The organism is Azonexus hydrophilus (assembly GCF_001956855.1).
In the GTDB taxonomy this organism is placed as follows: Bacteria; Pseudomonadota; Gammaproteobacteria; order Burkholderiales; family Rhodocyclaceae; genus Azonexus; species Azonexus hydrophilus_A.
Genome location: NZ_MTHD01000003.1, coordinates 431,909 through 457,883, shown reverse-complemented (window position 1 = coordinate 457,883; position 25,975 = coordinate 431,909). Strand labels below are relative to the sequence as shown.

Below are 25,975 nucleotides of genomic sequence, written 5' to 3'. Positions count from 1 at the left end.
GATCAGGCCTCGGCCAGTGCCTGCCAGCTGGCCAGGTCGGCCTGCCGGAACAACTGCTGCAGACAGGCGCTGGCCAGTTCGAGATTGGCCTGCGCGGCAGCGCTCAGCGGCTCGCCGAGTTCGAAGGACTCACCGCGGATGCACAGCACGAAGGACGGCGGCGGCTCGCTCTTCTCGGTCCGGCGGTAAACCTGCAGCACGGCTTCCGGCGCCAGTTCGTGCGTGCAATGGGCGATGCCCTCCGCCGGCTGAATGCGGCTGAAACGGAACGGCCCCGGCGTCCGGTCGCCGGCGTCGATGAACAGCGCCAGCTCCCGCCCGCACAGGTCGAGCACATGCTCGATGTTGAGCTGAAAATCCTCGATCAGCTCGAACTGCCCGCTCAGCCCCTGGTTTTTCAGCCATTCGGCCAGTCGACCGCAAAGCACCGGTCCGATGGCATCATCGCCGCGACTTGGATTGCCGATGGCGAAAATAACGACCGGTGCCACCATCACTTGCTCAGCGACGAAACGACGCGGCCGTCGGCCTCGACCACCTCAACGGTCAGCGGCATCTTGCCCAGCGCGTGCGTGGCGCAGGACAGACAGGGATCGTAGGCGCGGATCGCCACCTCGATGTGGTTGAGCAGGCCTTCGGTGACCTCGCGCCCGTGCAGGTAGCGCCGGGCCACCTGGCGCACGGCCTCGTTCATCGCCTGGTTGTTGTTGGTCGTAGACACAATCAGGTTGCACATCGTCACCAGATCGTCGTCGCCGACCTGGTAATGGTGGAACAGCGTGCCGCGCGGCGCCTCGATGACGCCGACGCCCTCGCGCCGCCGCTCGCCCTGGACGACCAGCTGGTCGCCGAGCAGGTCGTCGTCGTGCAGCAGTTCCTTGATCACCTCGGCCGCGTGCAGCATCTCGATCATCCGCGTCCAGTGGTAGGCCAGCGGCGCGTGCAGCGGCTTGCCGCCGGCGTAGTCGACGAAATCGCGGCGTGCATGTTCGGCGAACGGCGTCGAGATATGGTCGCAGTTCTGCACGCGGGCCAGCGGGCCGACCTTGTACCAGCCATCGGTCATGCCCAGCGAGCGGATGAACGGGAACTTCATGTAACTCCAGGAGCGCACTTCCTCGCCCAGGTACTGGTCGTAATTCTGGTAATCGACACCGTCGAAGATGGTTTCGCCATTTTCGTCGCGGGCACGCAGTCGACCGTGATAAAAGTCCAGGCCACCATCGGCACCGACCAGCGACAGCGAACTCGAACGCACCGTGCCGAAGTTGTCGTAAAGATCCGGGTCCTGTTCGTGCACCTGGCGGATCAGCTTGACCGCCTCGCGCGACCAGCCGATCGCGTGATAGACCTCCTTCAGCAATTCGTCACGCTCGGCGATGGTCAGCGCCTTGTTCACGCCGCCCGGAATCGCCCCGGTACCGTGGATGCGCTTGCCGGCGGTGAGGCGGATGACTTCCTGGCCGAACTTGCGCAGCAGCACGCCCTGGCGGGCGATCTCGGGATACTGCGCGGCAACAGCAACGATGTTGCGCTTGGTCAGATCGCTGTCGAAACCGAACAGCAGATCCGGCGAACACAGGTGGAAGAAATGCAGCGCATGCGATTGCAGCATCTGGCCGTAGTGCATCAGCCGGCGCATCTTTTCCGCCGTCGGCGTCAGGTGCGTCGCGCCGACCACCAGATCCAGCGCCTTGGACGCCGCCAGATGATGCGAAACCGGACAGATCCCGCACAGGCGCTGGACCATCACCGGGATTTCCCAGTATGGCCGGCCCTGGATGAATTTTTCGAAGCCGCGGAACTCGACGATGTGCAGGCGCACCTGATGCACCTTGTTGTGATCGTCGAGCAGGATCGTGACCTTGCCGTGACCTTCGACCCGCGACACCGGATCGATGGCGACGCGGCGCAGGTTCTCGGGATGTTCGGCGGTTTCCAGGTTGTAGTTCATGAGTGCAACCTCAGTCGTAGTGCATCAGGCCGTGGCCTAATTCGGGTTCACGCCCGGCCAGCAGGTCGGTCAGGAATTTCCAGATGGCGTCGCCGGACGGCGGGCAGCCGGGAATGAAATAGTCAATCTTCACCACTTCGTGGATCGGATGCACCTGGTCGAGCACCAGCGGCAGTTCCGGATCGTTCGGGATCAGCGCGTTGGCCAGACCGAAACCGGCCTGGTAGACCTCGTCGAAGATCGCCGGCAAGGACAGGCTGTTGCGCTGGGCCGGCAGGCCGCCGTTGATCGCGCAGGCGCCCATGGCGATCAGGATCCGGCAGTTCTGGCGGAACTCGCGCAGGACATGGACGTTTTCCGCGTTGCACAGGCCGCCTTCGATGATGCCGATGTCGGTACCCGGCGTCACCGTCTTGATATCGGTCAGCGGCGAACGGTCGAAATCGATGTGTTCGAGCAGCGTGAACAGGCGCTCGTCGATGTCGAGAAAGGACATGTGACAGCCGAAACAGCCGGCCAGCGACGTCGTGGCGACGCGCAGCTTTTTCTTTTCAGTCATTTCAGCACGCCTCCCCGGCAGTAGTGGCACCGATCGGCGCCTTGTCGTAGGTGCGCTCGCCGATCGGCACGGCGAAACCCTGGCGCTTCTTCAGGATGACGCCGACCGGACAGACCTCGGCGGCCTTGTCGGCCAGCGTGAAATCGGTGTCGCCGAGACGGCCGCTGCTGGCATTGACGATCAGGTGGGTATCGATGCCGCGCCCGGACAGGGCAAAGACGTTCTTGCCGTCGACATCGCGGCTGGCGCGCACGCACAGCGAACACAGGATGCAGCGGTTGAAGTCGAGCAAAACCTCGGGATGCGAGGCGTCGACCGCACGATTCGGGAAGAAATGATCGTAGTGCGTGCTCATCATGCCGAGGTGGTAGGCCGTGGCCTGCAACTGGCAGTTGCCGCTCTTCTCGCACGACGGGCAATAGTGATTGCCTTCGACGAACAGCATCTGCGTCAGCGCCCGGCGTTCGGCGTTGATTTCCTCGGTATCGCTCTCGACCGCCATGCCGGGCATCGCGCGCATCGTGCACGAGGCGGTCTGCCGGCCATTGACCTTGACCGTGCACAGCTTGCACGAGCCATGCGGCTTGAATTCCGGGTGGTAGCACAGGTGCGGGATGAAGACCCCGGCCGCATCAGCCGCCTGCAGGATGGTCTGGCCGGGTTCGAAGGCGATGGTCTTGCCGTCCAGGGTAAAGGTCTGACTCATGCTTCACCTCCATGTTGCGAGGCCAGGTGGGCCCCCGCGTCGTCGCGGCCGGTCATCTGGCGGGCCAGCGAAAGCGCCTGGTCGAGATCGAAGGCCGGCGTGAAATCCTTCTGCATCAGGCGCCGGTCGTAAGCCGGGCGGAAGCGGGCGATGGTGTCGAGCACCGGATTGCAGGCGGTATGTCCGAGCCCGCAGTGGCTCATCGATTGCAGCAGGACGTTGAGCTTCTCGATCTCGGCGAAGTCGTAGGGCGATCCGGCGCCTTGGTGCAACTTGTCCATCAGTTTCTTCAGCAACGCGGTACCGACACGGCACGGCGTGCAGAAACCGCAGCTCTCGTGCTGGAAGAAATGGACGTAGTTGCGGGCGACTTCGAACATGTCGCGACTGCTGTTGAAAATCGTGAACGCGCCGGCCGTCGGAATATCCTCGAAACCAATGATGCGATCGAATTCGGCCGGCGCAATGCAGACACCGGACGGCCCGCTGACCTGCACCGCCTGGACATCGTCGGCACCACAATCGGCCAGTACCTGGCGCACGCTGACACCGAACGGATATTCGTAGATGCCGGGCCGGGCGCAATCGCCGGAAACCGACAGGATCTTCGTTCCGGCCGAATGCCGGGTGCCGATGTTGGCGTACCAGGCGCCGCCCTTCAGCGCGATCAGCGCCGCCGCGGCGAAGGTTTCGACATTGTTGACGATGGTCGGCTGGTCGAGATAACCGTTGGTGACCGGGAACGGCGGCCGGTTGCGCGGCGTGCCGCGCTTGCCTTCGAGCGACTCGATCAGCGCCGACTCCTCGCCGCAGACGTAGGCACCGGCGCCGAGGTGGATCTCGATATCGAAATTGGCACCGGGAATGCCAAGAATGTTCTGGCCGAGAAGATTTTCGCCACGCCGGCGTTCGAGGATGGCGTTGAGCGGTTCCAGCAGATGCCGGTATTCACCGCGCAGGTAGAGGAAGCCCAGGGTCGCGCCAACCGCGTAGGCCGCCACCGTCATGCCTTCGAAAACCGCGTCGGCATGCCGCGTCAACAGCACCCGATCCTTGAAGGTACCCGGTTCACCCTCATCGGCATTGCACACGACGATGCGCTGCTGGCCAAGCTTCAGCGGCGCATTGCGGCAGGCCTCCCATTTCAGGGCGGTAGTGAAACCGGCGCCGCCACGACCGCGCAGGTTGGCATGCTTGATTTCGTCGAGAATCGCCGCCGGCCCGCCCAGCCCGGTCGGCAGACCTTCGCGCCAGGAACGCATGTTCGAGGCCATCAACCCTTCATCCGGCGCCAGCGCCCGCGCGGCGCGCAGGGCATCGCCCGGTTGCATGTCGTTGCCGAGCAGGACATCGGCGCGGCGGATGTTGTCCTCGATGGCGAACAACTCGTCCGGCCACTCGGCCAGCGGCACCTTGCTGCGCACCAGTTCGGCGATCTGGTCGATGCGTTCTGCGGTCAACCGGCCAATTGCCTGATTATTCACCAGCAATGCCGGCCCCTGATCGCATAGGCCGGTGCAGGAGGTCGTATCGACGCTTACCAGCCCGTCTTCCGACACCTTGCCCGGTTCGATCCACAGGTTCCTGCACAGACGCTCGAGCAGGGCTTCATTGCCGAGCATGCGGTCGGTGATGTTGTCGGAAAACAGCAGGCGGTAGCGACCACGTGGCTGCAGGTAGAAAAAGGCGTAGAAGCCGGCGACGCCCTCGATCTTGGTGCGCGGCACCTTGAGCGCTGCCTGCAAGGCATCAATGGCTTGCGGCGACAACCAGTCGAGCGCCTCCTGGACTTCCCGCAGAATCTGCACCATGCGCGTCGGATCACGGCCATTGCGCTCGACAATGCGCTCGACGACGGCGATCAGGGCGATGTCCCGCGTATCGTTTACGGTCACGACAGCCTCCGGAAAACATGAAATGACGAACGAGAGACTAGCACCGGAAATTTGCCGTTTCTTGTCTCAGATCAAATCGCTAGCGTTTTCCATGTCACCAAAACGTAGCCGGAATGTGCAAGAATGATGCTGCACCACAGCATGAACAGCCCTCGTCTCAACCCCGGTCGCACGCCAACGATGCTGCATTGCAGCATCGGCGCACGACACTCGCCTGGAAAAACAAAATGAACGCCACCAACGAAAATACCTCGCACCTCCCGCTCGCCGGCAAAAAAGGCCTGGTCACCGGGGTCGCCAACGACAAGTCGATCGCCTACGCCGTTGCCAAGGCCATCGTCGCGCTGGGCGGCGAAATCGCCATCACCTACCAGAACGACAAGACCGCCAAGTACACCCAGCCGCTGGCCGAAGGACTCGGCGCCAAGCTGTTCCTGAAGCTCGATGTCGCCGAGGAAGGCAGCCTGGAAAGCGTCATCGCCCAGTGTGGTGAAACCTTCGGCGAACTCGATTTCGCCATCCATTCGATGGCCTTCTGCAATGCCGAAGACCTGCACGGTCGCGTTATCGACGCCACCGAAGAAGGCTTCGACTCGGCGATGAATGTCTCCTGCCACAGCTTCCTGCGCATGGCCAAGGCCCTCGAGCCGCTGATGGCCCACGGCGGTTCGCTGATCACCATGTCCTACCTTGGCGCCGAACGCGTGGTGCGCAACTACGGCGTCATGGGCATCATCAAGGCAGCGCTTGAGTCGGCCGTCCGCTACATGGCTTACGACCTCGGCCCCAAGGGTATCCGCGTCTTCGCCGTGTCGCCCGGCCCGATCATGACCCGCGCCGCTTCAGGCATTGCCAACTTCAACAACCTGCTCGAATCCGATGCCCAGAAGGCACCGCTCGGCCGTACCGTGACCATCGACGAAGTCGGCGCCCTGACCGCCTTCCTGTGCACCCCAGGCTCCTCGGGCATGACCGGCCAGACCATCTTCGTTGACGGCGGCGCGCACATCGTCGCCTGAGTACCGGCAGCGCAAGCCGGCGCCCCGGCGCCGACTTGCGGTATGCTCGCCATGAAGAACCGACGAGCAAGGGAGAGAACATGGACGAGAATCCAGCCTGCATCATCACCGACCCGGTCCCCGATCATCCGCTGCTCAAGGGCAGAAAGGAAATCGGCCGCGGCGAGAGCACCATCGTGCTCGAAGCCGACACGGTCGACGGTCAGGAACGCGTCTACAAGATCCTCTCCTCGCCGACTGATTACGCCTATTACACCGCGGAAGACCGGCCGACCGGCCGGCACTTTCCCGTGGTCTTCGCCGATCACGGGGCGGTCGGCCGCTCCAGTCGCGGCTATCCCTTTCATGTCGTCGAGGTCGAGCGGCTTTATCCGTTACCCGGCGCCGGCGAAGCGGCCGAGGTCGCAACGAAGATTTCCACGTCCTATTTCGACGCCTGCATGATGTGGCGCAACCTGGCCCAGGACATGGGCCGCATCGCCCTGCACCATCTGGCGGTGACACCGATGGGCTGGGCTGACACCGTGCAGCAGTCGCTGCAGGCGCTGGAAACCTTCTCCGATGACTATGGCGCCCTGCCCGACCTGATCAAGGCCGACAACCTGATGATGCGCAAGGATGGCACGCTGGTGTTTTCCGATCCGGTCTTCATGGAATGAAAAATGCCGAAAAACCCGCGTTGACCGCAAGATGACCATCAACCACGTCCGTTTCACCTCGCGCAAGCTGGCCGAATCGCTGGAAGGCAATCCCTACATGGCGGTGATTTCAATCACCGACCCGACGACCCCGGAAGCCCGCCTCGACCCATTGTTCCGGCATGTCCTCCGGCTGTCGTTTTTCGATGCCGTGCCGGCCGACGAATACCAGCCGGCCCTGCCCGGCCTGTTCGACCGCAACATGGCACGAAGCATTTCCGGGTTTGTCGAAGAACTCCATGCCGCTCCGTTCGAAATGACCGTGATGGTGCATTGTGAGTACGGCGTCAGCCGTTCCGCTGCGGTGGCGCTGTTTGTCGAAGCCTTTTCCGGCGCACCGCTGGAAGCACGCGAATTCACCTACGAAGCCAATCCCTGGGTACTCGACACGCTGCTGGCGCTGCATCCGGCGCTGAGCGTCGACGTGCCGACCCCGGACGGCAGGCGCGAACGCCGGATCGCCAACCGCGAGTGACCCCTTCATCCCAGCCAGGAAACCACGCCATGTATGAAAAAAGCGAGCAGCAATACCTCGTCAACAAGACCTACGACGAGATTGCCGTCGGCGATACCGCCAGCCTGACCCGCACGCTGATGCCGGAAGACGTCAAGCTGTTTGCCATCCTGACCGGCGACGTCAATCCGGCCACCATCGATCCGAAATACTCGGAGAGCGGCATGTTCCGCGAAGCCATCGCCCACGGCATGTGGAGCGGTTCGCTGATCTCGACGGTGCTGGCCACCCAGTTCCCCGGTCCCGGCACCATCCTGGTCGATCAGGCACTGCACTTCGCCCGGCCGGTCACCATCGGCGACCGCATCGTCATTACCGTTACGGTGAAGCAGAAATTCGAGCACAACCGGCACATCGTCTTCGACTGTGTCTGCACCAACCAGGAAGGCCTGCAGGTTGTTCGCGGCAGCGCCGAAGTGCTGGCACCGAGCGAAAAGATTTCCCGGCTGCAGGGCGGGCAGGCACCGGAAATCCACATCGACGACAAACATGCGCGCTACACCCAGATGCTGGCGCGCGTGAAGGGGCTCGAACCGATTCCGACCGCCGTGGCTCACCCCTGTGACGAAGAATCCCTCAAGGGTCCGGTCCAGGCCTTTCAGGCCGGCATCATCGAGCCGATCCTGGTCGGCCCGGAAAACAAGATCCGCGCCATTGCCGAGGAATTCGGCATCGACCTGCACGGCATCCGCATCGTCCATGCCGCGCACAGTCACGACTCCGCAGCAATGGCCGTATCGCTGGTCAAGACCGGCGACGCCGAGGCGCTGATGAAGGGCAGTCTGCACACCGACGAACTGATGGCCGAAGTCGTTGCCCGCGCCAACGGCCTGCGCACCAGTCGCCGCATCAGCCACGTCTTCCTGATGGACGTGCCGACCTACCACCGGCCGCTGATGATCACCGACGCGGCGATCAACATCGCACCGACGCTGGAAGAAAAGGCCGACATCATCCGCAACGCCATCGATCTGGCCCACATCATCGGCATTCCCGAACCGAAGGTGGCGATCCTGTCCGCCGTCGAGACGGTCAATCCGAAGATCCAGTCCACGCTCGACGCCGCCGCGCTGTGCAAGATGGCCGACCGCGGCCAGATCAAGGGCGGCATCCTCGACGGCCCGCTGGCTTTCGACAACGCCGTCTCCATCGTTGCCGCCAAGACCAAGGGCATCAAGTCGGCCGTCGCCGGCCACGCCGAAATCCTCGTCGTCCCCGACCTCGAATCCGGCAACATGGTGGCCAAGCAGCTCGAATACCTGGCCAACGCGCTGACCGCTGGCATCGTGCTCGGTACCAAGGTGCCGATCGTGCTGACCAGCCGCGCCGATACCGCCGAAACCCGCACCGCCTCCTGCGTGATCGCCGCGCTGGTCGCTCACGCCAACCGCAAGAACGGAACCACCTGACCATGAAACAAGGCATTTTGACGATCAACGCTGGATCGTCCTCGATCAAGTTCGCCCTTTTCCCGCTCGCCCACCCGATTTCGCCGGAAGCCGAAGTCTCCGGCCAGATCGACGGCATCGGCACCAACGCCACGAAACTCGTAGCCAAGAACCGTGCCGGCGAACGCATCGCCGACCAGTTGATCGCGGGAGAAGCCGTCAGCCATACCGTCGCCCTCGACGCCATGCTGCAATGGTTCCTCGAAGCCTATACCGGCTGGCAGATCGTCAGCGTCGGCCACCGCGTCGTCCATGGCGGCGACCGCTACGCGCAGCCGATCGTCGTCGACGACACCGTGCTCGGCCACCTGGAAAGCTTCATTCCGCTGGCACCGCTGCACGAACCGCACAACGTCGCCGGCATCAAGGCGCTGCAGGCGCTGCTGCCCGAGGTGCCGCAGGTGGCCTGCTTCGACACCGCCTTCCACCGCAGCCAGCCCGACGTCGCCCAGCTTTTTGGCCTGCCGCGGGCGTTGACCGCAGAAGGCATCAAGCGCTACGGCTTCCACGGCCTGTCCTACGAGTACATCGCCCGCACGCTGCCGCAGCACTCGCACCGCGCCGACGGCAGGGTCATCGTCGCCCACCTGGGCAACGGCGCCAGCATGGCGGCCATGGTCAATCGCAAATGCGTCGGCACGACGCTCGGTTTCTCGACCATCGACGGCCTGATGATGGGCACCCGCTGCGGCAACCTCGACCCCGGCGTGATCCTGCACCTGATGGAAACCAAGGGACTGACGGTCAAGGACATGACCCGCATCCTCTACAAGGAATCCGGCCTGCTCGGCGTCTCCGGCATCAGCCAGGACATGCGTACGCTGCTCGCCAGCAACAAGACGGAAGCCCGTGAGGCGGTCGAGCTGTTCTGCTACCGCATCGCCCGCGAACTCGGCTCACTGGCCGCCGCCGCCGGCGGTGTCGATGCCGTGGTATTCACCGGCGGTATCGGCGAACACGCCGCCGAAGTCCGCCGCCGTGTCTGCCTGCAGTCGGAATGGCTGGGCATCCGCGTCAATCCGGAAGCCAACGCCCGTCACGACATCGTCATCAGCGCCGGCAACAGCCCGGTCGACGTGCTGGTCATTCCGACCAACGAGGAATGGATGATGGCGCACCACGCACAGACACTGCTCGCCCTTTAACAAATCTTTTTTTCACCCCGGGCTCCGCCACCGAAAGGTGCCGGAGCCTTGTTTTTTCGGGCTTTTTGCGGACATGACAGAAGCACTGAAGGGCAATGCAGAAAACACCGCATATAGTCAACGTATTGCCTTGACCCACTAGATCTAGTAGATTTGACTCCCTCGAACAACCGAACAAGACCAGCCAAGAGGAGCCATCAATGAGCAAAATCGCCGAGCAGCTGTCACTGACCGACATTCCCGCCCCGCCGCAATTCGCACCGCTGCCCGAGCAGGAAATCTCCGGCGAAGTCCTCATTGAAAAATACGCCAAGGGCAAGGAAACCAACGTTCATGACGTGCGCCGCCGCGTCGCCTACGCGCTGGCCCAGGTCGAGCAGGAAGCCGATCGCGCCCACTGGGAATCGAAGTTCCTGTGGGCCCAGGAAAACGGCTTCATTCCGGCCGGCCGCATCAATTCCGCTGCCGGCACCGACCTCCAGGCAACGCTGATCAACTGCTTCGTGCAACCGGTTGGCGACTCCATCGTCGAGAATACCGACGGCAAGCCCGGCATCTACACCGCCCTCGCCCAGGCCGCTGAAACCATGCGCCGCGGCGGTGGCGTCGGCTACGATTTCTCGTCCATCCGCCCGCAAGGCGCCCGCGTCAAGGGCACGCAATCGCGCGCCTCCGGCCCGGTGTCGTACATGCGCGTCTTCGACCGCTCCTGCGAAACCGTCGAATCCGCCGGCGCCCGCCGCGGTGCCCAGATGGGCGTGCTGCGCTGCGACCACCCGGACATCGAGGAATTCATCCACGCCAAGGACAAAGGCGACCTGACCAATTTCAACATTTCCATCGGCGTCACCGATGCCTTCATGGAAGCCGTTGATGCCGACGGCGATGTCGAACTCGCCCACCGCGCCGAACCCAACGCCGACATGCGCGAAGCCGGCGCCTACCAGCGCGACGACGGCATCTGGGTCTACCGCAAGGTACGCGCCCGCGACCTGTGGGACCAGGTCATGAAATCGACCTACGACCACGCCGAACCGGGCATCCTGTTCCTCGACCGGATGAACAAGGACAACAACCTCAATTACTGCGAAGTGATTGAGGCCACCAACCCCTGTGCCGAACAGCCGCTGCCCCCGTACGGCTGCTGCTGCCTGGGTTCGATCAACCTGACGCTGTTCGTCCGCGACGCCTTCTCCGATGCCGCCAGCTTCGATTTCGACGAGTTCGCCGAAGTCATCCGCATCTCCACCCGCATGCTCGACAACGTGCTCGACGCCACCCACTGGCCGCTCGAACGCCAGCAGCAGGAAGCCGCCAACAAGCGCCGCGTCGGCCTCGGCTTCACCGGCCTCGGCGATGCGCTGGCCATGCTGCGCCTGCGCTACGACAAGGCCGAAGCCCGCGCCATGGCCGCTCGCATCAGCGAATTCATGCGTGACACCGCCTACCTGTACTCGGTCGACATGGCCAAGGAACGCGGCGCTTTCCCGCTGTTCAACGCCGAACTGTATCTCTCCGGCGGCAATTTCGCCTCGCGTCTGCCCGCCGACGTCAAGGCCGAAATCCGCAAGCACGGCCTGCGCAACTCGCACCTGCTGTCGATCGCGCCGACCGGCACCATTTCGCTGGCCTTCGCCGACAACGCCTCGAACGGCATCGAACCGCCGTTCTCCTGGACCTACAACCGCAAGAAGCGGATGCAGGACGGCACGATCAAGGAATATTCGGTCGAGGACTACGCCTGGCGCCTGTACAAGCATCAGGGCGGCGATGTCAGCAAGCTGCCGGACTACTTCGTCACCGCCCTGGAAATCTCGGCCAAAGCCCACGCCGACATGGTCGCTGCCGTTGCCCCCTTCGTCGACACCTCGATCTCGAAGACGGTCAACGTCCCCGGCGACTATCCGTATGAAGACTTCCAGGATCTCTACATGCAAGCCTGGAAGGCCGGCCTGAAAGGTCTGGCCACCTACCGCCCGAACAGCGTGCTGGGCTCCGTGCTCTCGGTCACCTCGAACGAACCGGCCAAGGAAACCGCCGACGACGCCAAGTCGCCGCAGGATTTCGTCACCGATGCCAACCGCCGCCTGTCGATCAAGAACCTGCCGGCGCCGGTGCTCTCCAGCCTGCGCTGGCCGGGCCGCCCGAACCTGCCGGAAGGCAACCTGTGCTGGACCTACATGGTCGACTCGCCGATCGGCAAGTTCGCGCTGTTCGTCGGCCACGTCGAGCAGGAAGGCCATGCCTGGCCGTTCGAAGTCTGGGCCAACGGCCCGGCCGAACCGCGCGGCCTTGGCGCCGTTGCCAAGACGCTGTCGATGGACATGCGCGCCAACGACCACGCCTGGCTGGAAATGAAGCTCGAAGCCCTGTCCAAGACCCCGGGCGATGCCTTCGAAATGCACATGCCGCCGCATGGCGAAAAGAAGCGCATGCCCTCCGTCGTCTCGGCCATGGCCCAGGTCATCAGCTGGCGCGTCGAACAGCTCGGCGCCCTCTCGCACGACGGCCCGACCCCGGTCAAGGACGCCCTGTTCAGCACCAAGGAGCCGAAGACCGGCACCGACGGCACGCTGTCCTGGACGGTGGACATCAACAACGCTTCGACCGGCGAAGACTTCGTCCTCGGCCTGAAGGAAATCACGCTGCCCGACGGCGTCACCCGCCCCTACTCGATGTGGCTCGCCGGCAACTACCCGCGTGCCCTCGACGGCCTGTGCAAGCTGCTGTCGCTCGACATGCGCGTCGTCGATCCGGCCTGGATCGGCATGAAGTTGCGCAAGCTGCTCGACTACTCCGAGCCGTTCGGCGACTTCATGGCCTTCGTCCCGGGTTCGCGCAAGCAGCAGACCTACCCGTCGACGGTCGCCTACATCGCCCAACTGATCATCCACCGCTACGCCATGCTCGGCATCCTCGACGAAGCCGGCTTCCCGCTGCAGCAGATGGGTATCCTCGAAGCGCCGGAAGACACCACCAGCAACAAGGTGCTGCCGACCCAGGGCAAGCTGTGCGGCGAATGCGGCAACCACACGATGATCCGCAAGGATGGCTGTGATTTCTGCACCGCCTGCGGCGCCGTGGGAACCTGCGGCTGAGACCCCTCCGGACGAAACTGGTCACAACGAATGCGAAAGCCCATCAAGCGCAAGTTTGATGGGCTTTTTCCATTCCGGGCAGCAAGCCGAAAACCCGAAGCGACAAGCCTTTCAGCGCCATCAAAGGCCGCGCCGGATTGTGGTAAGACCACTCGCTTCTGCTAGAATGCGCTGACACGCAAGGTCGCATACCCATAAATGCAGAGTACAAAATGACAACTCAAGAATCGACCACATTCATCATTGTCGGCGTTACCAAGGAGGGGAAAAAATTTCGTCCCAGCGACTGGGCCGAACGCCTGTGCGGCGTCATGTCCGCCTTCGGCGCAGAACGCAAGATGAAATACTCACCCTACGTTGGCCCTGGCGATTTCAATGGTGACAAGGCGGTATTCGTCGATGGACGCCTAGGCGAAATCGAACCGATGGCCTACCGCTTCATGCTCAACTTCGCCCAGGACAACGACCTGCAGATCGTTGACGGCGTCTGCCCGCTTGATGGCAAAAAATGAACCAATGCTGCGGTCGACCGCAGGAATCAGCAAAAAACCAAAAACAAAAATGGCGCCCGCAGGCGCCATCTTTCATTGAGCCTTGCTTGCCGAATCAGGCGGCAGCAACACCCAGCGCCTTGATCTGGGCGGACAGACGGCTCTTGGTACGAGACACGGCGTTCTTGTGAACGATCTTCTTGTCGGCGATACGATCGATCACCGAAACAGACTGCTGGAAAACGTTTTGTGCGGCGGCTTTGTCGCCGGCAACGATCGCCTTGCGCACGCTCTTGATCGCGGTACGCAGGGTCGAACGCAGACTTGCATTGTGGGCGCGCTGCTTGTCAGCTTGACGTGCGCGCTTGCGGGCTTGTGCGCTGTTGGCCATGAATTGAATCCAGATTAGTGTTGAATTAAGCCGGAAATTTTATCATAGAAAACAAAGTTTGCAATACAAAAACATCTCCACACATAGTAGTGATTTGCTGTAGCGCAACAGGATCACTCCCCTCTCCGCCCATCCCCCGTAAGACACCGCCTATCCCGTAGCAGTAGCTAGTCATCAACATGGCTTGTAGACTTCAGACAACAAATTAGAGAGCTACGCTGAGAACATGAACATCAAGCCTCCCCGTGCCTATCATGGATTCACCTTGATCGAGTTGATGATCACCGTCGCCATCCTGGCCATCCTGGGGATGGTCGCTGCGCCTCAAATGCAAAACCAGATCATCGCGAGTCGTGTCACCAGCGCAACCAACGAACTGATCGCAGAGCTTACCCGCGCACGCTCCGATGCCGTCAAGTTGAATCAACAAGTCAGCATCAACCCCACCACCATCATCGCCAACCGTGGCAATGCCAACGTCAGCATCGTCAGCAACCCAGCCGGCCTCGCAGCAAGCATCACTTTCAATGCAGATGGCACTACCGCCAACGCCGGCACAATCACCATTTCCAACTCAAGCCGCAGCAGGGACATACGCGTACTCGGCAGCGGAAAATCTTTCGTCACCAACTGAAACTGACATGAACACGATCCTGCGCCCCATCCGACATCACGCCCGTCAGTCCGGCATGAGCCTGATTGAAGTCGCCGTTGCCATCGTCATTCTCTCCCTTGGCGCACTTGGCATTGCCGGTCTCCAGGCCCGCGCCCTGAAAGGCAACGAAAGCAGCCTGCAGCGTACCCAGGCCGTTATCTCCGCAAACTATATTATCGATGTTCTGCATGCAGCCCCGGCTTCTCGCATTACCACAGCGTGCGACGGCGGAAATGCAGTCTACGCACAGTGGGTGGCAGACCTGCAAAACGGCCTCGGCCCAAACTCGTGTGGCAGCATACAGTGCGCAGCCAACGCCAATCCCGCCGGGACGACCCGATGCACTGTCACTATTCAGTGGAATGATGAACGTGCCGGCGGCCCGAGCCAACAACAGTTGCAACTGAGTGCGTTGTTCTGATGATCATGAAAATCAACCACCCCGAATCACAAGCTGGGCTGGGCTTAGTCGAGCTGATGGTTGCAATGGCCATCGGTCTGATCCTGATGCTTGGCGCGACCGGCACACTGCTCACCAATCAGCGCGTATTCAGCGCCACCGAAGGTCTTTCCGGCATTCAGGACAGCAGCCGCATCGCCATCGACTTGCTCGCACGCGACCTTCGCGAGGCCGGCGGACACCCGTGCCTGACAACGAGCCTGTCTGACCAAACAAATGCCAACGCAAAAGCTCTGGCTATCAAAGCCCAGTTGGCACAAGCCGGCAGCGTAGCGCTGAACCCGGCCGACAACCCGGGCAACAGGGTCGCGGCGCAAAGCGCCTTGCAGATGGTCACGATCACCGACACACAAACCATTACCGCCCAGGCAGGCACCGTCCTTACGTTTGCCAACTCGCTGGCCGCCGGTGACATCATCATTGCCTGCACGGGCAAGGCCGCCTACCTGCTCGAAGTCACTGCTGCCACACCGACAACCGCTACCGTTGAAAGCGTACCGGCAGCCGATCTCACCGGCGCCTCCATCGCATCGGGCCTGGACTTCCGCTTCTGGTACATCGGCACCAACGCCGATGGCCGGCTCGATTCCCTGTATCGGCGAATTGGCGCTGGCAACGGTGTTGAAATGGTCGATAACATCGTCGGCCTGGCTACTCAGGATCTGGGCAATGGCGCTGTACGCATTCAACTGACGCTGTGCAGCAGGAACAACGACTCTGAAGCACTCGCGGCAAATAACCAGTTGTGCGCTGCCGGGCGTATCGAGCGTACGGTTGCCACAGTCATTCAACGCAGGACGGCCTGAAATGACAAAAAAATTCATTCCGTCGCAAAAGTCTCAAGGCGGCATCGTTCTCATCGTTGCCATGATCATGCTGGTCATCATGAGCATTCTCGGCATATCCAGCGTTCGCAGCGTTGCGCTCGAAGAAAGAATGAGTGCGGCACAACACGACCGGAGCATTGCCATGCAGGCGGCCGAGGCCGCATTGCTGGCTGGTGAGCAGGATGCGCGAAACCGGACCAACTTTCCGGCCGGATTCGATCCTGATGCCACAACCGTCGCTGCGGCCCAGCCCGTGGTCAACGGATTTGTTGCCAGGCCAACGACACAATCCCCCGACTGGATGTTGACAATGCCCGACCAGGCAACGTGGTGGCAACAGAACGCCCGCGAACTCGCCAGCACGGTCAATCTGGGCAGCCTCCTCGGAAACCGTCCACGCTACCTGATCGAATACCGCGGCAGGGCAGTGTGCAAGTCACAGAACCCCAATGAAGCCGCGGCACAATGCGACACGCCGGAAGGCAAAATTTCCCCGACTTGCGACTGCTATCTTTTCAGGGTCACCGCCCGCAGTAACCCGGCCGTTGGCCGTGCCGAAGTCGTTCTGCAGACTTTGTTCACCACCTTCTGAATGCAAGCCATACAAGGAGTCCGGACATGAACTCAACTCCCACCAGACATCGCCTGATCCGGCGCCGGTTGGCGACGCTGACAGCCTTCTTTTTCAGCCTGACGAGCATCGCCCCGGCTCAGGCGGTGCTGAACATCCCGGATACACCGCTACAGACCAGCGTCTCGGCCGATCCGAACGTCATGATGATTCTTGATGATTCGGGATCGATGCATTTCGAGATCATGCCGGAAGACCTGATCAAGAGAGAGGCTCGCTACGTCTTTCCCCGTGCAGATGGAGTATATGGCGGCGGCGATTACACCAACACAGTCCCCGACGTCGACAACAATGTCTACAATGCTGTCGCTCGCTCTCCACAGCAAAACACCATCTACTACAACCCCGGCATCACCTACCTGCCCTGGTCCAGGGCAGACGGGAGTCTATTCCCCAATGCCTCGCCAACCTGTGCCCTGCACAACCCGATGCGCAACGGAACCACAGCAGAGTATTGCCGCAACCTGACTGTTAACAACACACGCTACAACAACGCCGAATGGGTAAGCTGCACTTCAGCGACCAACTGTGCCGACAACACCAACAACCGAACTTACTGGCCTGCTACATATTTTTGGCACAACGGTGGCGATGTCTGGAACTGGAACAACTACACCCGGGTACAGATCATTTCCGGCAACACCTACAGCGGCCATGGAAGAAGCAGCCGCACCGATTGCACCAACGGCGTCTGCAACTATAACCAGGAAATCCAGAATTTCGCCAACTGGTACACCTATTACCGCTCGCGGGTACTGACCGCGCGCGCCGGCATCGGCAGAGCCTTCGCCGCCCAGGATAGTGGCATGCGCGTCGGCTTCGGTGCCATCAACAAAGGCAGCACCAGCATAGACAATGTCTCAGCCGCGACCATCGTCCGCGGAGTGCGTCAGTTCAAGGACACCGATCGCAGCAATTTCTTTTCCGACCTATACGACCGGACAATTCCCAACGCTGGCACGCCATTGCTTGGGGCGCTCGACGATGCCGGACGATATTACAGCCGCACTGATGATCGCGGCCCATGGAGTACCACACCAGGTCAATCCGGCGGATCAGACCTCGCCTGCAGGCAGAGCTATACCATCCTGATGACTGACGGTTACTACAGCGATTCCATTTCAGGTATCAACAACACTGACGGAACCAATGGCACCGAAATTACCGGCCCGAACAATCAGCGCTATACCTACCAGGCAGTGTCGCCTTTCACGGACAGCCGTTCCAATACACTGGCGGATGTCGCCATGCATTACTGGAAAAGAGATCTACGTACCAACATTACCAATTCGGTCCCAACCAGCCCACAAAACCCTGCTTTCTGGCAGCACATGGTAACTTTCGGCGTCGGTTTGGGGGTACAAGGAAGCGTTGCCCCAGACAGTGCATTTAACGCCATCAATACTGGTGCCACGATCACCTGGCCATCAACCGGTGATAACCCTGGCAAGATTGACGACCTTCTTCATGCCAGCGTCAATGGCCGTGGTGCATTCTTCAGTGCCCAGAACCCGACGGAATTTGCCGATGCCCTCACCGACATGCTGAAGGAAATCGTCGAGCGCAAGAGTTCCTCTTCGTCAGTAGCGCTGACCGGTACGCGTCTGACCGCAGGCAGCAAGGTCTTCAGCCCCAGTTTCAACACCTCCGGCTGGGTGGGTGAACTCGCCGCCTACACTCTGACCACCAACGGCATTTCGGCTACCCCAACCTGGAAAGCCTCGGAAAACATCCCTGAACACGCCAGCCGCAAGATTTTCACCATCACCGGTGGCAACAAACGTGAATTCACCTGGAGCAATCTGAGCACCGCCGACCGCACCAGCATTGGCAGCGAAACCATTTTCAATTTCCTGCGCGGCAACCGGAGCCAGGAAACCGCCAATGGCGGCACCTTGCGAACCCGCAATGGCCTCCTTGGTGATATCGTGCATTCATCACCGGTCTATCACCCAGAAACCCAAACGGTGTATGTCGGCGCCAATGATGGCATGCTCCACGCCTTCAATTCGGATACCGGTGCAGAACGTTTCGCCTACATTCCCAGTCCGATGCTGGCGAAGCTGAAGCGGCTCAGCGAAACCTCTTATCAGCACGAGTATTTTGTCGACGGCGAATTGACCATTGTCGACAAGAGCGATACGCGACTGACCTCCACCTATCTGGTCGGCACCATGGGCGCTGGTGCCAAGGGGCTATTTGCACTCGACATCAGCACACCAGCAACATTTGCCGCCAGCAACATCGCTTGGGAATACATCGATGCCAGCGACACCGAACTCGGCTACATGGTGGGCAAACCGATCTATGCCCGACTGAACAATGGAACCCGCGCCATCATCGTTGGCAATGGCTACAACAGCACCAGCGGCAAAGCTGCCCTCTATGTCATCGACCTCCAGACAGGCGCCTTGATCAAGAAATTCGTGGCCGATAACGTCACCGATAACGGCATGGCCACTCCCGGTGTCGTCGACACCAATGGCGATGGCTATGCCGACCTGGTTTATGCAGGCGATCTGAAGGGCAACGTCTGGAAATACGACATCAGCACAAGCGCCTCCGCAGGTTGGACACAATCGAAGTTTTTCACCGCGATCGGACCGGACAACAACCCGCAACCGATTACCGCACAGATCACCTCGGCGGTGAATTACCTGAACGATGACCCCAACGCCGGCAAGCGTTACATCTTCTTCGGCACCGGCTCCTATTTCCAGGCTGGAGACATCAACGACAAATCGGTGCAGACCTGGTATGGCCTGATCGATACCGGAACAGCGGTCAGCGGCCGGGGCCTGCTGACACCACGGACGATCAGCAGCATCCTTACCTTGGACGGCAAACCAGCGCGCTCGTTCAGCAAGGCTGCCACCGATAGCAATGGCAAAGTCACCGATATGACCAACAAGCGAGGCTGGTATCTCGACTGGATCAATCCCGGCAACATCAAGCTCGGCGAACGTGTCATCTCACCTTCCGTCATGTATCGGCTGACCGAGGCAACGCTGCTCGGCAGTTCGATCATCCCGGAAGCCGACGACCCATGCCAGCCGGGCGGTACCGGCTATGTCAACGCAATCAACGCCTTTACCGGCGGCAGCCTGACCAAAGCCTTCTTCACCAATGGAGCCAGCGGCGGCAATGTGGTCGGCTCTCTCGATCTCGGTATCGGCATGCCGAGTCAGCCATCGCTGACCGTCGGTGATGACGGCGAGGGTCAATTGATCGTCGGCGGTTCGGGCGACACAGGTAGCGGAACTGCTGGCAGCGGTATTGGGACAGCCGGCTTCGATCCGGGTTCTTACGGCGGCCGGGTCTACTGGCGTGAAATTTCAAGATAAGGAAAACCGATAATGAAAAAGCAACAAGGCTTCACCCTGATCGAAGTAATGATCGTCGTGGTGATCATAGGAATTTTGAGTTCAATCGCCTACCCTATGTATGATGAACACGTACGCAATGCCCGCCGCACTGCGGCCATGGGATGCCTGATGGAGCAAACGCATTTCATGGAGCGTTTTTATTCGGCGAACATGACCTATACAGGAGCTGCACCACCGGCATGCCCAGGCCAGGTCACCACTTTCTACACCATGGGAACCGCCAATCTGGGAGCAGCCACCTACACGCTCACGGCTGCGCCGACCGGTGCCCAGTCAGGTGATCGTTGCGGCACGTTCTCTGTCACGCATACGGGAACAAGGACCAACAGCACTGCGGACAACTGCTGGCGATGAGTACCAAACGCCCGCATATGAATCTCCCAGATGCCGCGCAGTCCATGCAAAGTGGCGCAACGGCCTAGGCATCAGGACTGCTGCCAGGTAATCTCAGGCCAGTTCCCTCGGCAACGCAAACGACACGTTTTCCTCAGCGCCCTGCAGCTGACCGACTTCGGCCCCTGACAGCTGCCTGATGCGGTCGACGACCTGCCGAACGAGAATTTCCGGCGCCGAGGCGCCGGCAGTGACGCCAACCCGTTGTTTTCCGGTGAGCCAGGATTCCTGGATTTCACCGGCGCCGTCGATCAGGTAGGCCTCGATGCCGCGGCCGGCGGCGACTTCCTTCAGGCGGCGGGAGTTGGAGCTGTTCGGGCTGCCGACGACAATAACCAGATCGCATTGTTCAGCCAATGCCTTGACCGCATCCTGGCGATTCTGTGTGGCGTAGCAGATATCGTCCTTCTTCGGCCCCTGGATTTGCGGAAAACGCGCCTTCAGGGCATTGATGACGACCAGTGCGTCGTCCATCGACAGGGTCGTCTGGGTAACGTAGGACAACTGGTCCGGCGAACCGACTTCCAGCCTGGCCACATCGTCGACAGTCTCGACGAGATACATGCCGCCCTCGCTCTGCCCCATCGTACCCTCGACCTCGGGGTGGCCCTTGTGGCCGACCATGACGACCTCGCGCACCTGATGGCGCATCTTGCCGACTTCGACGTGAACCTTGGTCACCAGCGGGCAGGTCGCGTCGAACACCTTCAGGCCGCGCTGCTCGGCTTCGGCACGGACCGCCTTCGAAACGCCGTGGGCGCTGAAAATCACCGTGCTGCCAGCCGGTGCTTCGTCCAGTTCCTCGATGAACACCGCTCCCTTGGCGCGCAGGTCGTCGCAGACGAACTTGTTGTGCACCACTTCGTGGCGGACATAGATCGGGGCGCCGAATTTTTCCAGTGCGCGCTCGACGATGGCGATGGCGCGCTCGACGCCGGCACAGAAACCGCGGGGATTGGCTAGCAAGACTTGCATTACATGATTCCGATGATCTTGACCTCGAAGCGGATCGTCTTGCCCGCCATCGGGTGATTGAAGTCGAACAGCGCACTCGTCGCGTCCAGTTCGCGCAGGAAGCCGGCAAAGGTGCCGCCGTTGGGCGCGGTGAATTCGACGACCGAATTCTCCTTCAGTTCCATGTCGGCCGGCAGACCGCTGCGGGCGATGCGCTCGACCAGGCGTTCGTTGTGCATGCCGAAAGCCTGCGCCGGCTCCAGTTCGAAAACGAAGTGCTCCTGTGCCGGCAGACCGATCAGTACATTTTCGAGGTTTTCGGCCAGTTGACCGCTACCCATCTGCAGCGTCGCCGGGCTCATGTCGAAGGTGGACAGGAACTCCTCGCCATCGAGCGTGGTGATGCGGTAATGCAGGGTCAGGTAGCTGTCGGAACGGACGGCGGTATTGCTCATGCTCAATCTTCTTTCTTGTCTTTTACGGTCAACGAGGCAAAAACCAGCAAAACCGCGCCAACGCTGATCGCCGAATCGGCGACGTTGAAGGCCGGCCAATACCAGCCGGCGGCATGCCACTGGATGAAATCGACGACGGCGCCGAAGCGCACGCGATCAATCACGTTGCCGAGCGCGCCGCCCATCACCAGCGTCAGAGCCAGGGCCATCAGTTTTTGTTCCGGGTGTTTCTTCAATTCCAGCGCAATCCAGCCGGAAACGCCGAGCGCCAGCACGGTGAAGAACCAGCGCTGCCAGCCCGGCTGGTCGGCCAGGAAGCTGAACGCAGCACCCGGATTGAAGGTCAGCACCCAGTTCCAGAACGGCGCAACGTAGATCACCTCACCCGGCGCGATGCTGCCCAGCACCACCCATTTGCTGATCTGGTCGAGAATGACGATCAGCGCGGCCAGCATGTACCAGTGCTTCGGCTCACGCATGCGCGCGGACCTCGCCGTCACCGTGCAGGTTGCTGACGCAACGGCCGCACAGGCCGGGATGCGCCGGGTCGGCGCCGACATCCTCGCGCACGTGCCAGCAGCGCTCGCACTTGGCGTGGCTCAGCGGCGTGGCAATGACGGATTCGCTGGCATCTTCAAATATTGCGGTCGACGAGCAAATGAAGACAAATTTCAAATCGTCACCCAACGAGCTCAGCACGGAGAGCTTGTCGCCGGCACAGCGGATTTCGACCGAAGCCTGCAGCGCCGAGCCGATTTCACCGGCTTCGCGCCGGGCTTCCAGCGCCTTGGTGACGTCGTTGCGCACTTCACGGACGATCGCCCATTTCGCCAGCAATTCGGCCTCACCAGCCTGCGCCGGCAGTTCGTGCCATTGCTGGAACATCACCGAATCGTCGGCGTTGCCAGTCAGCACGGTCCACACTTCCTCGGCGGTGAAGGCGGTGATCGGCGCCAGCAGGCGAACGAAGCTCTGCGTGATGTGCCACAGCGCCGACTGCGCCGAACGGCGGGCGAGCGAAGCGGGTGCCGTGGTGTACAAGCGGTCCTTGAGGATGTCGAGGTAGAAGCCACCGAGGTCTTCCGAGCAGAAGGTCTGCAGCGCCTGGACCACGCGGTGGAACTCGAAGCGCTCGTAATCGCCCTGGCAGTTCTGCTGCAACTGGCGGGTCAGCGCCAGCGCGTAGCGATCGATTTCCAGCCACTGCTCGACCGGCAATGTTGCGGTCGACGCGTCAAAATCGGAAATATTGGCGAGCAGGAAGCGCAGCGTGTTGCGGATGCGGCGATAGCCTTCGACAACGCGCTTCAAGATTTCGTCGGAGATGGTCAGCTCACCCGAGTAATCGGTCGAGGCCGTCCACAGGCGCAGGATGTCGGCGCCCATCTTGTCGGAAACCTGCTGCGGCGCGATGACGTTGCCCTTCGACTTCGACATCTTGTGGCCCTTGCCGTCGACAACGAAGCCGTGCGTCAGCAGCGCCTTGTACGGCGCCCGGCCGTCGATCGCGGCACCGGTCAGCAGCGACGAATGGAACCAGCCGCGATGCTGGTCGGAGCCTTCCAGGTAAAGATCGGCCGGCCAGGTCAGCTGGTCGCCGTGCGAGCCGCGCATGACGCTCATGTGCGTCGTGCCGGAATCGAACCAGACGTCGAGGATGTCGGTGGTCTTGACGTAGTCGGCCGCGTCGGCGCCGAGCAGTTCGGCAGCGTCCAGTTGCGTCCACGCCTCGATGCCGCCCTGCTCGACGCGCTGGGCGACGGCTTCCATCAGCTCCAGCGTGTTCGGATGCAGCTCGCCGGTCGCCTTGTGCGTGAAGAAGGGCAGCGGCACGCCCCAGTTGCGCTGGCGCGAGATGCACCAGTCCGGGCGGTTGGCGATCATCGCGTGCAGGCGGTTCTTGCCCCAGGCGGGATAGAAGGCGGTGTCCTCAACGCCCTGCAACGCGGCTTCGCGCAGCGTGTGGCCGGCCGGCTCGGTGGCGGCAACGCCCTGGCTGTCGACATCGGGCGCATCCATGCGCACGAACCACTGGCTGGTGGCACGGTAGATCAACGGCGTCTTGTGGCGCCAGCAGTGCATGTAGCTGTGCTCGATGGTTGCATGCTTCAGCAGCGCGCCGACTTCGGCCAGCTTGTCGACGATGACCGGGTTGGCCTTCCACACGTTCATGCCGCCGAAGAACGGCAGGTCGGCGGCAAAGGAGCCGTCGCCCTGCACCGGCGTCAGGATCTGCTCGTTGTGCATGCCGTAGTTCTTGCACGACTGGAAGTCCTCGATACCGTAGGCCGGTGCCGAATGGACGATGCCGGTACCGGCATCGAGCGTCACGTAGTCGCCGAGGAAGACCGGCGACAGGCGGTCGTAGAACGGGTGGCGGAAGGCGATGCGTTCGAGTGCCGCGCCCTTGCAGGCGGCAACGGTGGTGCCGGTCAGGCCGTAGCGGGCGAGGCAGGCTTCCTGCAGGTCGGCGGCGAGGATCAGGCAGCCCTTTTCGGTCTGCACCAGGTGGTAGGTGAATTCCGGATGTGCATTGAGCGCCTGGTTGCCCGGGATGGTCCACGGGGTCGTCGTCCAGATCACCGCGTAGGCTTCACCGGCCGGCAATTCCTTGAGGCCGAAGGCCGCCGCCAGCTTGTCGCGCTCGGCGGCAGCGAAGGCCACGTCGATCGCCGGCGACTTCTTGTCCTGGTATTCGACTTCCGCCTCGGCCAGCGCCGAACCGCAATCAAAGCACCAGTTCACCGGCTTCAGGCCGCGATAGACGAAACCGCGCTTGACCATGGCACCGAGCGCACGAATCTCGTCGGCCTCGGTCTTGAAGTTCATCGTCTTGTACGGATTGTCCCATTCGCCGAGCACGCCGAGGCGGATGAAATCCTTCTTCTGGCGTTCGATCTGCTCGCCGGCGTAGGCGCGCGCCAGCTTCTGCACCTGCTCGCGCGGGATGTTCTTGCCGTGCGTCTTCTCGATCTGGATCTCGATCGGCATGCCGTGGCAGTCCCAGCCTGGCACGTAGGGCGCATCGAAGCCGGAAAGGGTTTTCGAACGGACGATAATGTCCTTCAACACCTTGTTGACCGCGTGGCCGATGTGGATGTCGCCGTTGGCATACGGCGGGCCATCGTGCAGGATGAACTTCGGCCGGCCGGCCGAGATCTCGCGGATCTTCTGGTAAAGCTTCTTCTCCTGCCACTGGGCGACCCATTGCGGCTCGCGCTTGGGCAGGTCGCCGCGCATCGGGAAAGGCGTATCCGGAAGGTTCAGGGTGTCTTTGTAATCAGCCATTTTGCGTGCTCATAGCGAGAAGAAAGCCCGCGCCGCCGCGGCATCAGCCGCGATCTGCGCCTTGAGGGCGTCGAAATTGGGAAAACGTTGTTCGTCGCGCAACTTGTGCACGAAACGCACCGAGATGTGTGCTCCGTAGACGTCGCGATCGAAATCGAAGAGATGAACTTCCAGCAGCGGCCGCGTACCACCAACGGTTGGCCGGACCCCGAGGTTGGCAACACCAGGCAGCAGGCGATCCGCCAGTCCGGCTACCTCGACGGCAAAGACGCCGGTCATCGGCAGCGGATTATGCTTGATGCGCAGGTTGGCGGTGGCAAAACCGAGCTGACGTCCGAGCTTCTGGCCGTGGACGACCTGCCCGTCGATCATGTACGGGCGACCAAGCAGACGGCCGGCATGCGCCATGTCGCCAGCCGCCAGCGCCCGGCGCACGCCCGAGCTGGATACCCGCTCACCATCGACACTGACGCTGCCCATGGCCTCAACCAGAAAACCGTAGCGCTCGCCGGCGGCCTGCAGCAGCGAGAAATCCCCGGCCCGGCCGCTGCCGAAACGAAAATCGTCGCCGATCACCAGGTGCTTTACGCGCAAGCCGCGCACCAGCACCGCTTCGATGAACTGTTCCGCGGTCAGCGAAGCGAAGGCCCGGTTGAACGGGCAGATCATGGTTTGCGTAATGCCGCAGTCAGCCAGCAATTCCAGCTTCTCACGCAAGGTGCTGAGACGGGCCGGGGCCGAAGCCGGGGCAAAGAACTCGCGCGGGTGCGGCTCGAAGCTGAGTACGGTCGGCACCAGGCCGGACTCACCGGCAACCATGACCAGCCGGGAGATCAGCGCGGCATGGCCGCGATGGACGCCATCGAAATTGCCGATGGCCAATGCCACCGGGGCTGGAACGGAACGGGAGTAACCGCGAAAAACGCGCATCAGGCGAAACCGAAAAAAGCGCAATTATACCGAGGCCAGCCCACATCCCGGACAAATCCACGCAAATACAGCCCCTTG

General features: G+C 61.7%; 24 protein-coding genes. 13 read left to right on the top strand and 11 right to left on the bottom strand.

Annotation, left to right across the window (positions count from 1 at the left end):
- Nucleotides 1–2: 2 nt before the first annotated feature.
- From BJN45_RS10910 to BJN45_RS10890, 5 genes are read right to left on the bottom strand one after another with little or no spacing between them, the layout of a single operon-like run.
- Entirely contained in the window at nt 3–494 is a 492-nt protein-coding gene (locus BJN45_RS10910; protein WP_076095088.1) for a hydrogenase maturation protease, read from the bottom strand.
- Nucleotides 494–1,954, bottom strand: a complete 1,461-nt coding sequence (locus BJN45_RS10905) for a Ni/Fe hydrogenase subunit alpha (RefSeq protein ID WP_076095086.1) — start codon at nt 1,952–1,954, stop codon at nt 494–496. Before BJN45_RS10905 ends, BJN45_RS10910 begins: the two co-directional genes overlap by 1 nt.
- 10 nt (nt 1,955–1,964) lie before the next feature.
- Nucleotides 1,965–2,513, bottom strand: coding sequence for an NADP oxidoreductase (locus BJN45_RS10900; protein ID WP_076095084.1), 549 nt, complete (start codon nt 2,511–2,513; stop codon nt 1,965–1,967).
- Between the two features lies 1 nt (nt 2,514).
- On the bottom strand, nt 2,515–3,219 hold the full coding sequence (locus BJN45_RS10895) for a 2Fe-2S iron-sulfur cluster-binding protein (RefSeq protein ID WP_076095082.1): 705 nt from the start codon (nt 3,217–3,219) through the stop codon (nt 2,515–2,517).
- Entirely contained in the window at nt 3,216–5,114 is a 1,899-nt protein-coding gene (locus BJN45_RS10890; protein ID WP_076095080.1) for an NAD(P)H-dependent oxidoreductase subunit E, read from the bottom strand. Before BJN45_RS10890 ends, BJN45_RS10895 begins: the two co-directional genes overlap by 4 nt.
- A 227-nt stretch (nt 5,115–5,341) precedes the next feature.
- On the opposite strand from BJN45_RS10890, the gene fabI reads away from it, so the two are divergent.
- The 7 genes from fabI (at nt 5,342) to BJN45_RS10855 (ending at nt 13,548) form a co-directional block, all read left to right on the top strand.
- Nucleotides 5,342–6,133 (top strand): enoyl-ACP reductase FabI, encoded by a 792-nt coding sequence (gene fabI, locus BJN45_RS10885; RefSeq protein ID WP_076095300.1) that lies wholly within the window; start codon nt 5,342–5,344, stop codon nt 6,131–6,133.
- Between the two features lie 80 nt (nt 6,134–6,213).
- Nucleotides 6,214–6,792 (top strand): hypothetical protein, encoded by a 579-nt coding sequence (locus BJN45_RS10880; RefSeq protein ID WP_076095078.1) that lies wholly within the window; start codon nt 6,214–6,216, stop codon nt 6,790–6,792.
- 31 nt (nt 6,793–6,823) lie between these two features.
- Nucleotides 6,824–7,306, top strand: a complete 483-nt coding sequence (locus BJN45_RS10875) for a hypothetical protein (protein WP_076095077.1) — start codon at nt 6,824–6,826, stop codon at nt 7,304–7,306.
- A 29-nt stretch (nt 7,307–7,335) separates the two neighbouring features.
- Nucleotides 7,336–8,754: a bifunctional enoyl-CoA hydratase/phosphate acetyltransferase gene (locus tag BJN45_RS10870; RefSeq protein WP_076095075.1), complete on the top strand. Its 1,419-nt coding sequence runs from the start codon at nt 7,336–7,338 to the stop codon at nt 8,752–8,754.
- Nucleotides 8,755–8,756: 2 nt separating this feature from the next.
- Nucleotides 8,757–9,938, top strand: coding sequence for an acetate/propionate family kinase (locus BJN45_RS10865; protein ID WP_076095073.1), 1,182 nt, complete (start codon nt 8,757–8,759; stop codon nt 9,936–9,938).
- Between the two features lie 200 nt (nt 9,939–10,138).
- On the top strand, nt 10,139–13,036 hold the full coding sequence (locus tag BJN45_RS10860) for an adenosylcobalamin-dependent ribonucleoside-diphosphate reductase (RefSeq protein ID WP_076095071.1): 2,898 nt from the start codon (nt 10,139–10,141) through the stop codon (nt 13,034–13,036).
- A gap of 212 nt (nt 13,037–13,248) precedes the next feature.
- Nucleotides 13,249–13,548 (top strand): DUF3579 domain-containing protein, encoded by a 300-nt coding sequence (locus tag BJN45_RS10855; RefSeq protein ID WP_076095069.1) that lies wholly within the window; start codon nt 13,249–13,251, stop codon nt 13,546–13,548.
- Nucleotides 13,549–13,642: 94 nt separating this feature from the next.
- Here BJN45_RS10855 and rpsT read toward each other — a convergent pair whose 3' ends face one another.
- Nucleotides 13,643–13,918, bottom strand: coding sequence for a 30S ribosomal protein S20 (gene rpsT / locus BJN45_RS10850; protein ID WP_076095067.1), 276 nt, complete (start codon nt 13,916–13,918; stop codon nt 13,643–13,645).
- A 226-nt stretch (nt 13,919–14,144) separates the two neighbouring features.
- Between rpsT and BJN45_RS10845 the strand changes: the two genes are divergently transcribed.
- Genes BJN45_RS10845 through BJN45_RS18185 form a run of 6 tightly spaced genes read left to right on the top strand, consistent with a single transcriptional unit; the run spans nt 14,145 to nt 20,231 of the window.
- The gene (locus tag BJN45_RS10845; RefSeq protein ID WP_076095065.1) at nt 14,145–14,552 is read left to right on the top strand and encodes a GspH/FimT family pseudopilin; all 408 of its coding nucleotides are present in this window, start codon (nt 14,145–14,147) and stop codon (nt 14,550–14,552) included.
- 7 nt (nt 14,553–14,559) lie between these two features.
- Nucleotides 14,560–14,994, top strand: a complete 435-nt coding sequence (locus BJN45_RS17515) for a type IV pilus modification PilV family protein (protein ID WP_170873074.1) — start codon at nt 14,560–14,562, stop codon at nt 14,992–14,994.
- Entirely contained in the window at nt 14,994–15,839 is an 846-nt protein-coding gene (locus tag BJN45_RS10835; RefSeq protein ID WP_076095063.1) for a PilW family protein, read from the top strand. Before BJN45_RS17515 ends, BJN45_RS10835 begins: the two co-directional genes overlap by 1 nt.
- A gap of 1 nt (nt 15,840) precedes the next feature.
- Complete coding sequence (locus tag BJN45_RS10830; protein ID WP_076095061.1) at nt 15,841–16,452, top strand: pilus assembly PilX family protein; 612 nt, start codon at nt 15,841–15,843, stop codon at nt 16,450–16,452.
- Between the two features lie 26 nt (nt 16,453–16,478).
- Nucleotides 16,479–19,835, top strand: a complete 3,357-nt coding sequence (locus BJN45_RS10825) for a pilus assembly protein (RefSeq protein WP_083651207.1) — start codon at nt 16,479–16,481, stop codon at nt 19,833–19,835.
- Between the two features lie 12 nt (nt 19,836–19,847).
- Nucleotides 19,848–20,231 carry a type IV pilin protein gene (locus BJN45_RS18185; protein ID WP_076095057.1) on the top strand — a complete coding sequence of 128 codons (384 nt, stop codon included), beginning with the start codon at nt 19,848–19,850 and terminating at the stop codon, nt 20,229–20,231.
- Nucleotides 20,232–20,324: 93 nt separating this feature from the next.
- Here the strand turns inward: BJN45_RS18185 and ispH are convergent, their stop codons facing one another.
- Genes ispH through BJN45_RS10795 form a run of 5 tightly spaced genes read right to left on the bottom strand, consistent with a single transcriptional unit; the run spans nt 20,325 to nt 25,897 of the window.
- Nucleotides 20,325–21,245: a 4-hydroxy-3-methylbut-2-enyl diphosphate reductase gene (gene ispH, locus BJN45_RS10815; RefSeq protein WP_076095055.1), complete on the bottom strand. Its 921-nt coding sequence runs from the start codon at nt 21,243–21,245 to the stop codon at nt 20,325–20,327.
- A complete protein-coding gene (locus BJN45_RS10810) occupies nt 21,245–21,679 on the bottom strand; it encodes an FKBP-type peptidyl-prolyl cis-trans isomerase (RefSeq protein WP_088179062.1) in 435 nt (144 codons plus the stop codon). Before BJN45_RS10810 ends, ispH begins: the two co-directional genes overlap by 1 nt.
- Before the next feature lie 2 nt (nt 21,680–21,681).
- Nucleotides 21,682–22,158: a signal peptidase II gene (gene lspA, locus BJN45_RS10805; protein WP_076095052.1), complete on the bottom strand. Its 477-nt coding sequence runs from the start codon at nt 22,156–22,158 to the stop codon at nt 21,682–21,684.
- Nucleotides 22,151–24,967: an isoleucine--tRNA ligase gene (gene ileS / locus BJN45_RS10800; RefSeq protein ID WP_076095050.1), complete on the bottom strand. Its 2,817-nt coding sequence runs from the start codon at nt 24,965–24,967 to the stop codon at nt 22,151–22,153. Before ileS ends, lspA begins: the two co-directional genes overlap by 8 nt.
- Nucleotides 24,968–24,976: 9 nt before the next feature.
- On the bottom strand, nt 24,977–25,897 hold the full coding sequence (locus tag BJN45_RS10795) for a bifunctional riboflavin kinase/FAD synthetase (protein ID WP_076095048.1): 921 nt from the start codon (nt 25,895–25,897) through the stop codon (nt 24,977–24,979).
- Between the last annotated feature and the right edge of the window lie 78 nt (nt 25,898–25,975).

What these genes read in the sequence shown, in the direction of transcription:
- BJN45_RS10910 (WP_076095088.1), bottom strand. Translation starts at nt 494, where the DNA reads ATGGTGGCACCGGTCGTTATTTTCGCCATCGGCAATCCAAGTCGCGGC.
- BJN45_RS10905 (WP_076095086.1), bottom strand. Translation starts at nt 1,954, where the DNA reads ATGAACTACAACCTGGAAACCGCCGAACATCCCGAGAACCTGCGCCGC.
- BJN45_RS10900 (WP_076095084.1), bottom strand. Translation starts at nt 2,513, where the DNA reads ATGACTGAAAAGAAAAAGCTGCGCGTCGCCACGACGTCGCTGGCCGGC.
- BJN45_RS10895 (WP_076095082.1), bottom strand. Translation starts at nt 3,219, where the DNA reads ATGAGTCAGACCTTTACCCTGGACGGCAAGACCATCGCCTTCGAACCC.
- fabI (WP_076095300.1), top strand. Translation starts at nt 5,342, where the DNA reads ATGAACGCCACCAACGAAAATACCTCGCACCTCCCGCTCGCCGGCAAA.
- BJN45_RS10880 (WP_076095078.1), top strand. Translation starts at nt 6,214, where the DNA reads ATGGACGAGAATCCAGCCTGCATCATCACCGACCCGGTCCCCGATCAT.
- BJN45_RS10875 (WP_076095077.1), top strand. Translation starts at nt 6,824, where the DNA reads ATGACCATCAACCACGTCCGTTTCACCTCGCGCAAGCTGGCCGAATCG.
- BJN45_RS10870 (WP_076095075.1), top strand. Translation starts at nt 7,336, where the DNA reads ATGTATGAAAAAAGCGAGCAGCAATACCTCGTCAACAAGACCTACGAC.
- BJN45_RS10865 (WP_076095073.1), top strand. Translation starts at nt 8,757, where the DNA reads ATGAAACAAGGCATTTTGACGATCAACGCTGGATCGTCCTCGATCAAG.
- BJN45_RS10860 (WP_076095071.1), top strand. Translation starts at nt 10,139, where the DNA reads ATGAGCAAAATCGCCGAGCAGCTGTCACTGACCGACATTCCCGCCCCG.
- BJN45_RS10855 (WP_076095069.1), top strand. Translation starts at nt 13,249, where the DNA reads ATGACAACTCAAGAATCGACCACATTCATCATTGTCGGCGTTACCAAG.
- rpsT (WP_076095067.1), bottom strand. Translation starts at nt 13,918, where the DNA reads ATGGCCAACAGCGCACAAGCCCGCAAGCGCGCACGTCAAGCTGACAAG.
- BJN45_RS10845 (WP_076095065.1), top strand. Translation starts at nt 14,145, where the DNA reads ATGAACATCAAGCCTCCCCGTGCCTATCATGGATTCACCTTGATCGAG.
- BJN45_RS17515 (WP_170873074.1), top strand. Translation starts at nt 14,560, where the DNA reads ATGAACACGATCCTGCGCCCCATCCGACATCACGCCCGTCAGTCCGGC.
- BJN45_RS10835 (WP_076095063.1), top strand. Translation starts at nt 14,994, where the DNA reads ATGATCATGAAAATCAACCACCCCGAATCACAAGCTGGGCTGGGCTTA.
- BJN45_RS10830 (WP_076095061.1), top strand. Translation starts at nt 15,841, where the DNA reads ATGACAAAAAAATTCATTCCGTCGCAAAAGTCTCAAGGCGGCATCGTT.
- BJN45_RS10825 (WP_083651207.1), top strand. Translation starts at nt 16,479, where the DNA reads ATGAACTCAACTCCCACCAGACATCGCCTGATCCGGCGCCGGTTGGCG.
- BJN45_RS18185 (WP_076095057.1), top strand. Translation starts at nt 19,848, where the DNA reads ATGAAAAAGCAACAAGGCTTCACCCTGATCGAAGTAATGATCGTCGTG.
- ispH (WP_076095055.1), bottom strand. Translation starts at nt 21,245, where the DNA reads ATGCAAGTCTTGCTAGCCAATCCCCGCGGTTTCTGTGCCGGCGTCGAG.
- BJN45_RS10810 (WP_088179062.1), bottom strand. Translation starts at nt 21,679, where the DNA reads ATGAGCAATACCGCCGTCCGTTCCGACAGCTACCTGACCCTGCATTAC.
- lspA (WP_076095052.1), bottom strand. Translation starts at nt 22,158, where the DNA reads ATGCGTGAGCCGAAGCACTGGTACATGCTGGCCGCGCTGATCGTCATT.
- ileS (WP_076095050.1), bottom strand. Translation starts at nt 24,967, where the DNA reads ATGGCTGATTACAAAGACACCCTGAACCTTCCGGATACGCCTTTCCCG.
- BJN45_RS10795 (WP_076095048.1), bottom strand. Translation starts at nt 25,897, where the DNA reads ATGCGCGTTTTTCGCGGTTACTCCCGTTCCGTTCCAGCCCCGGTGGCA.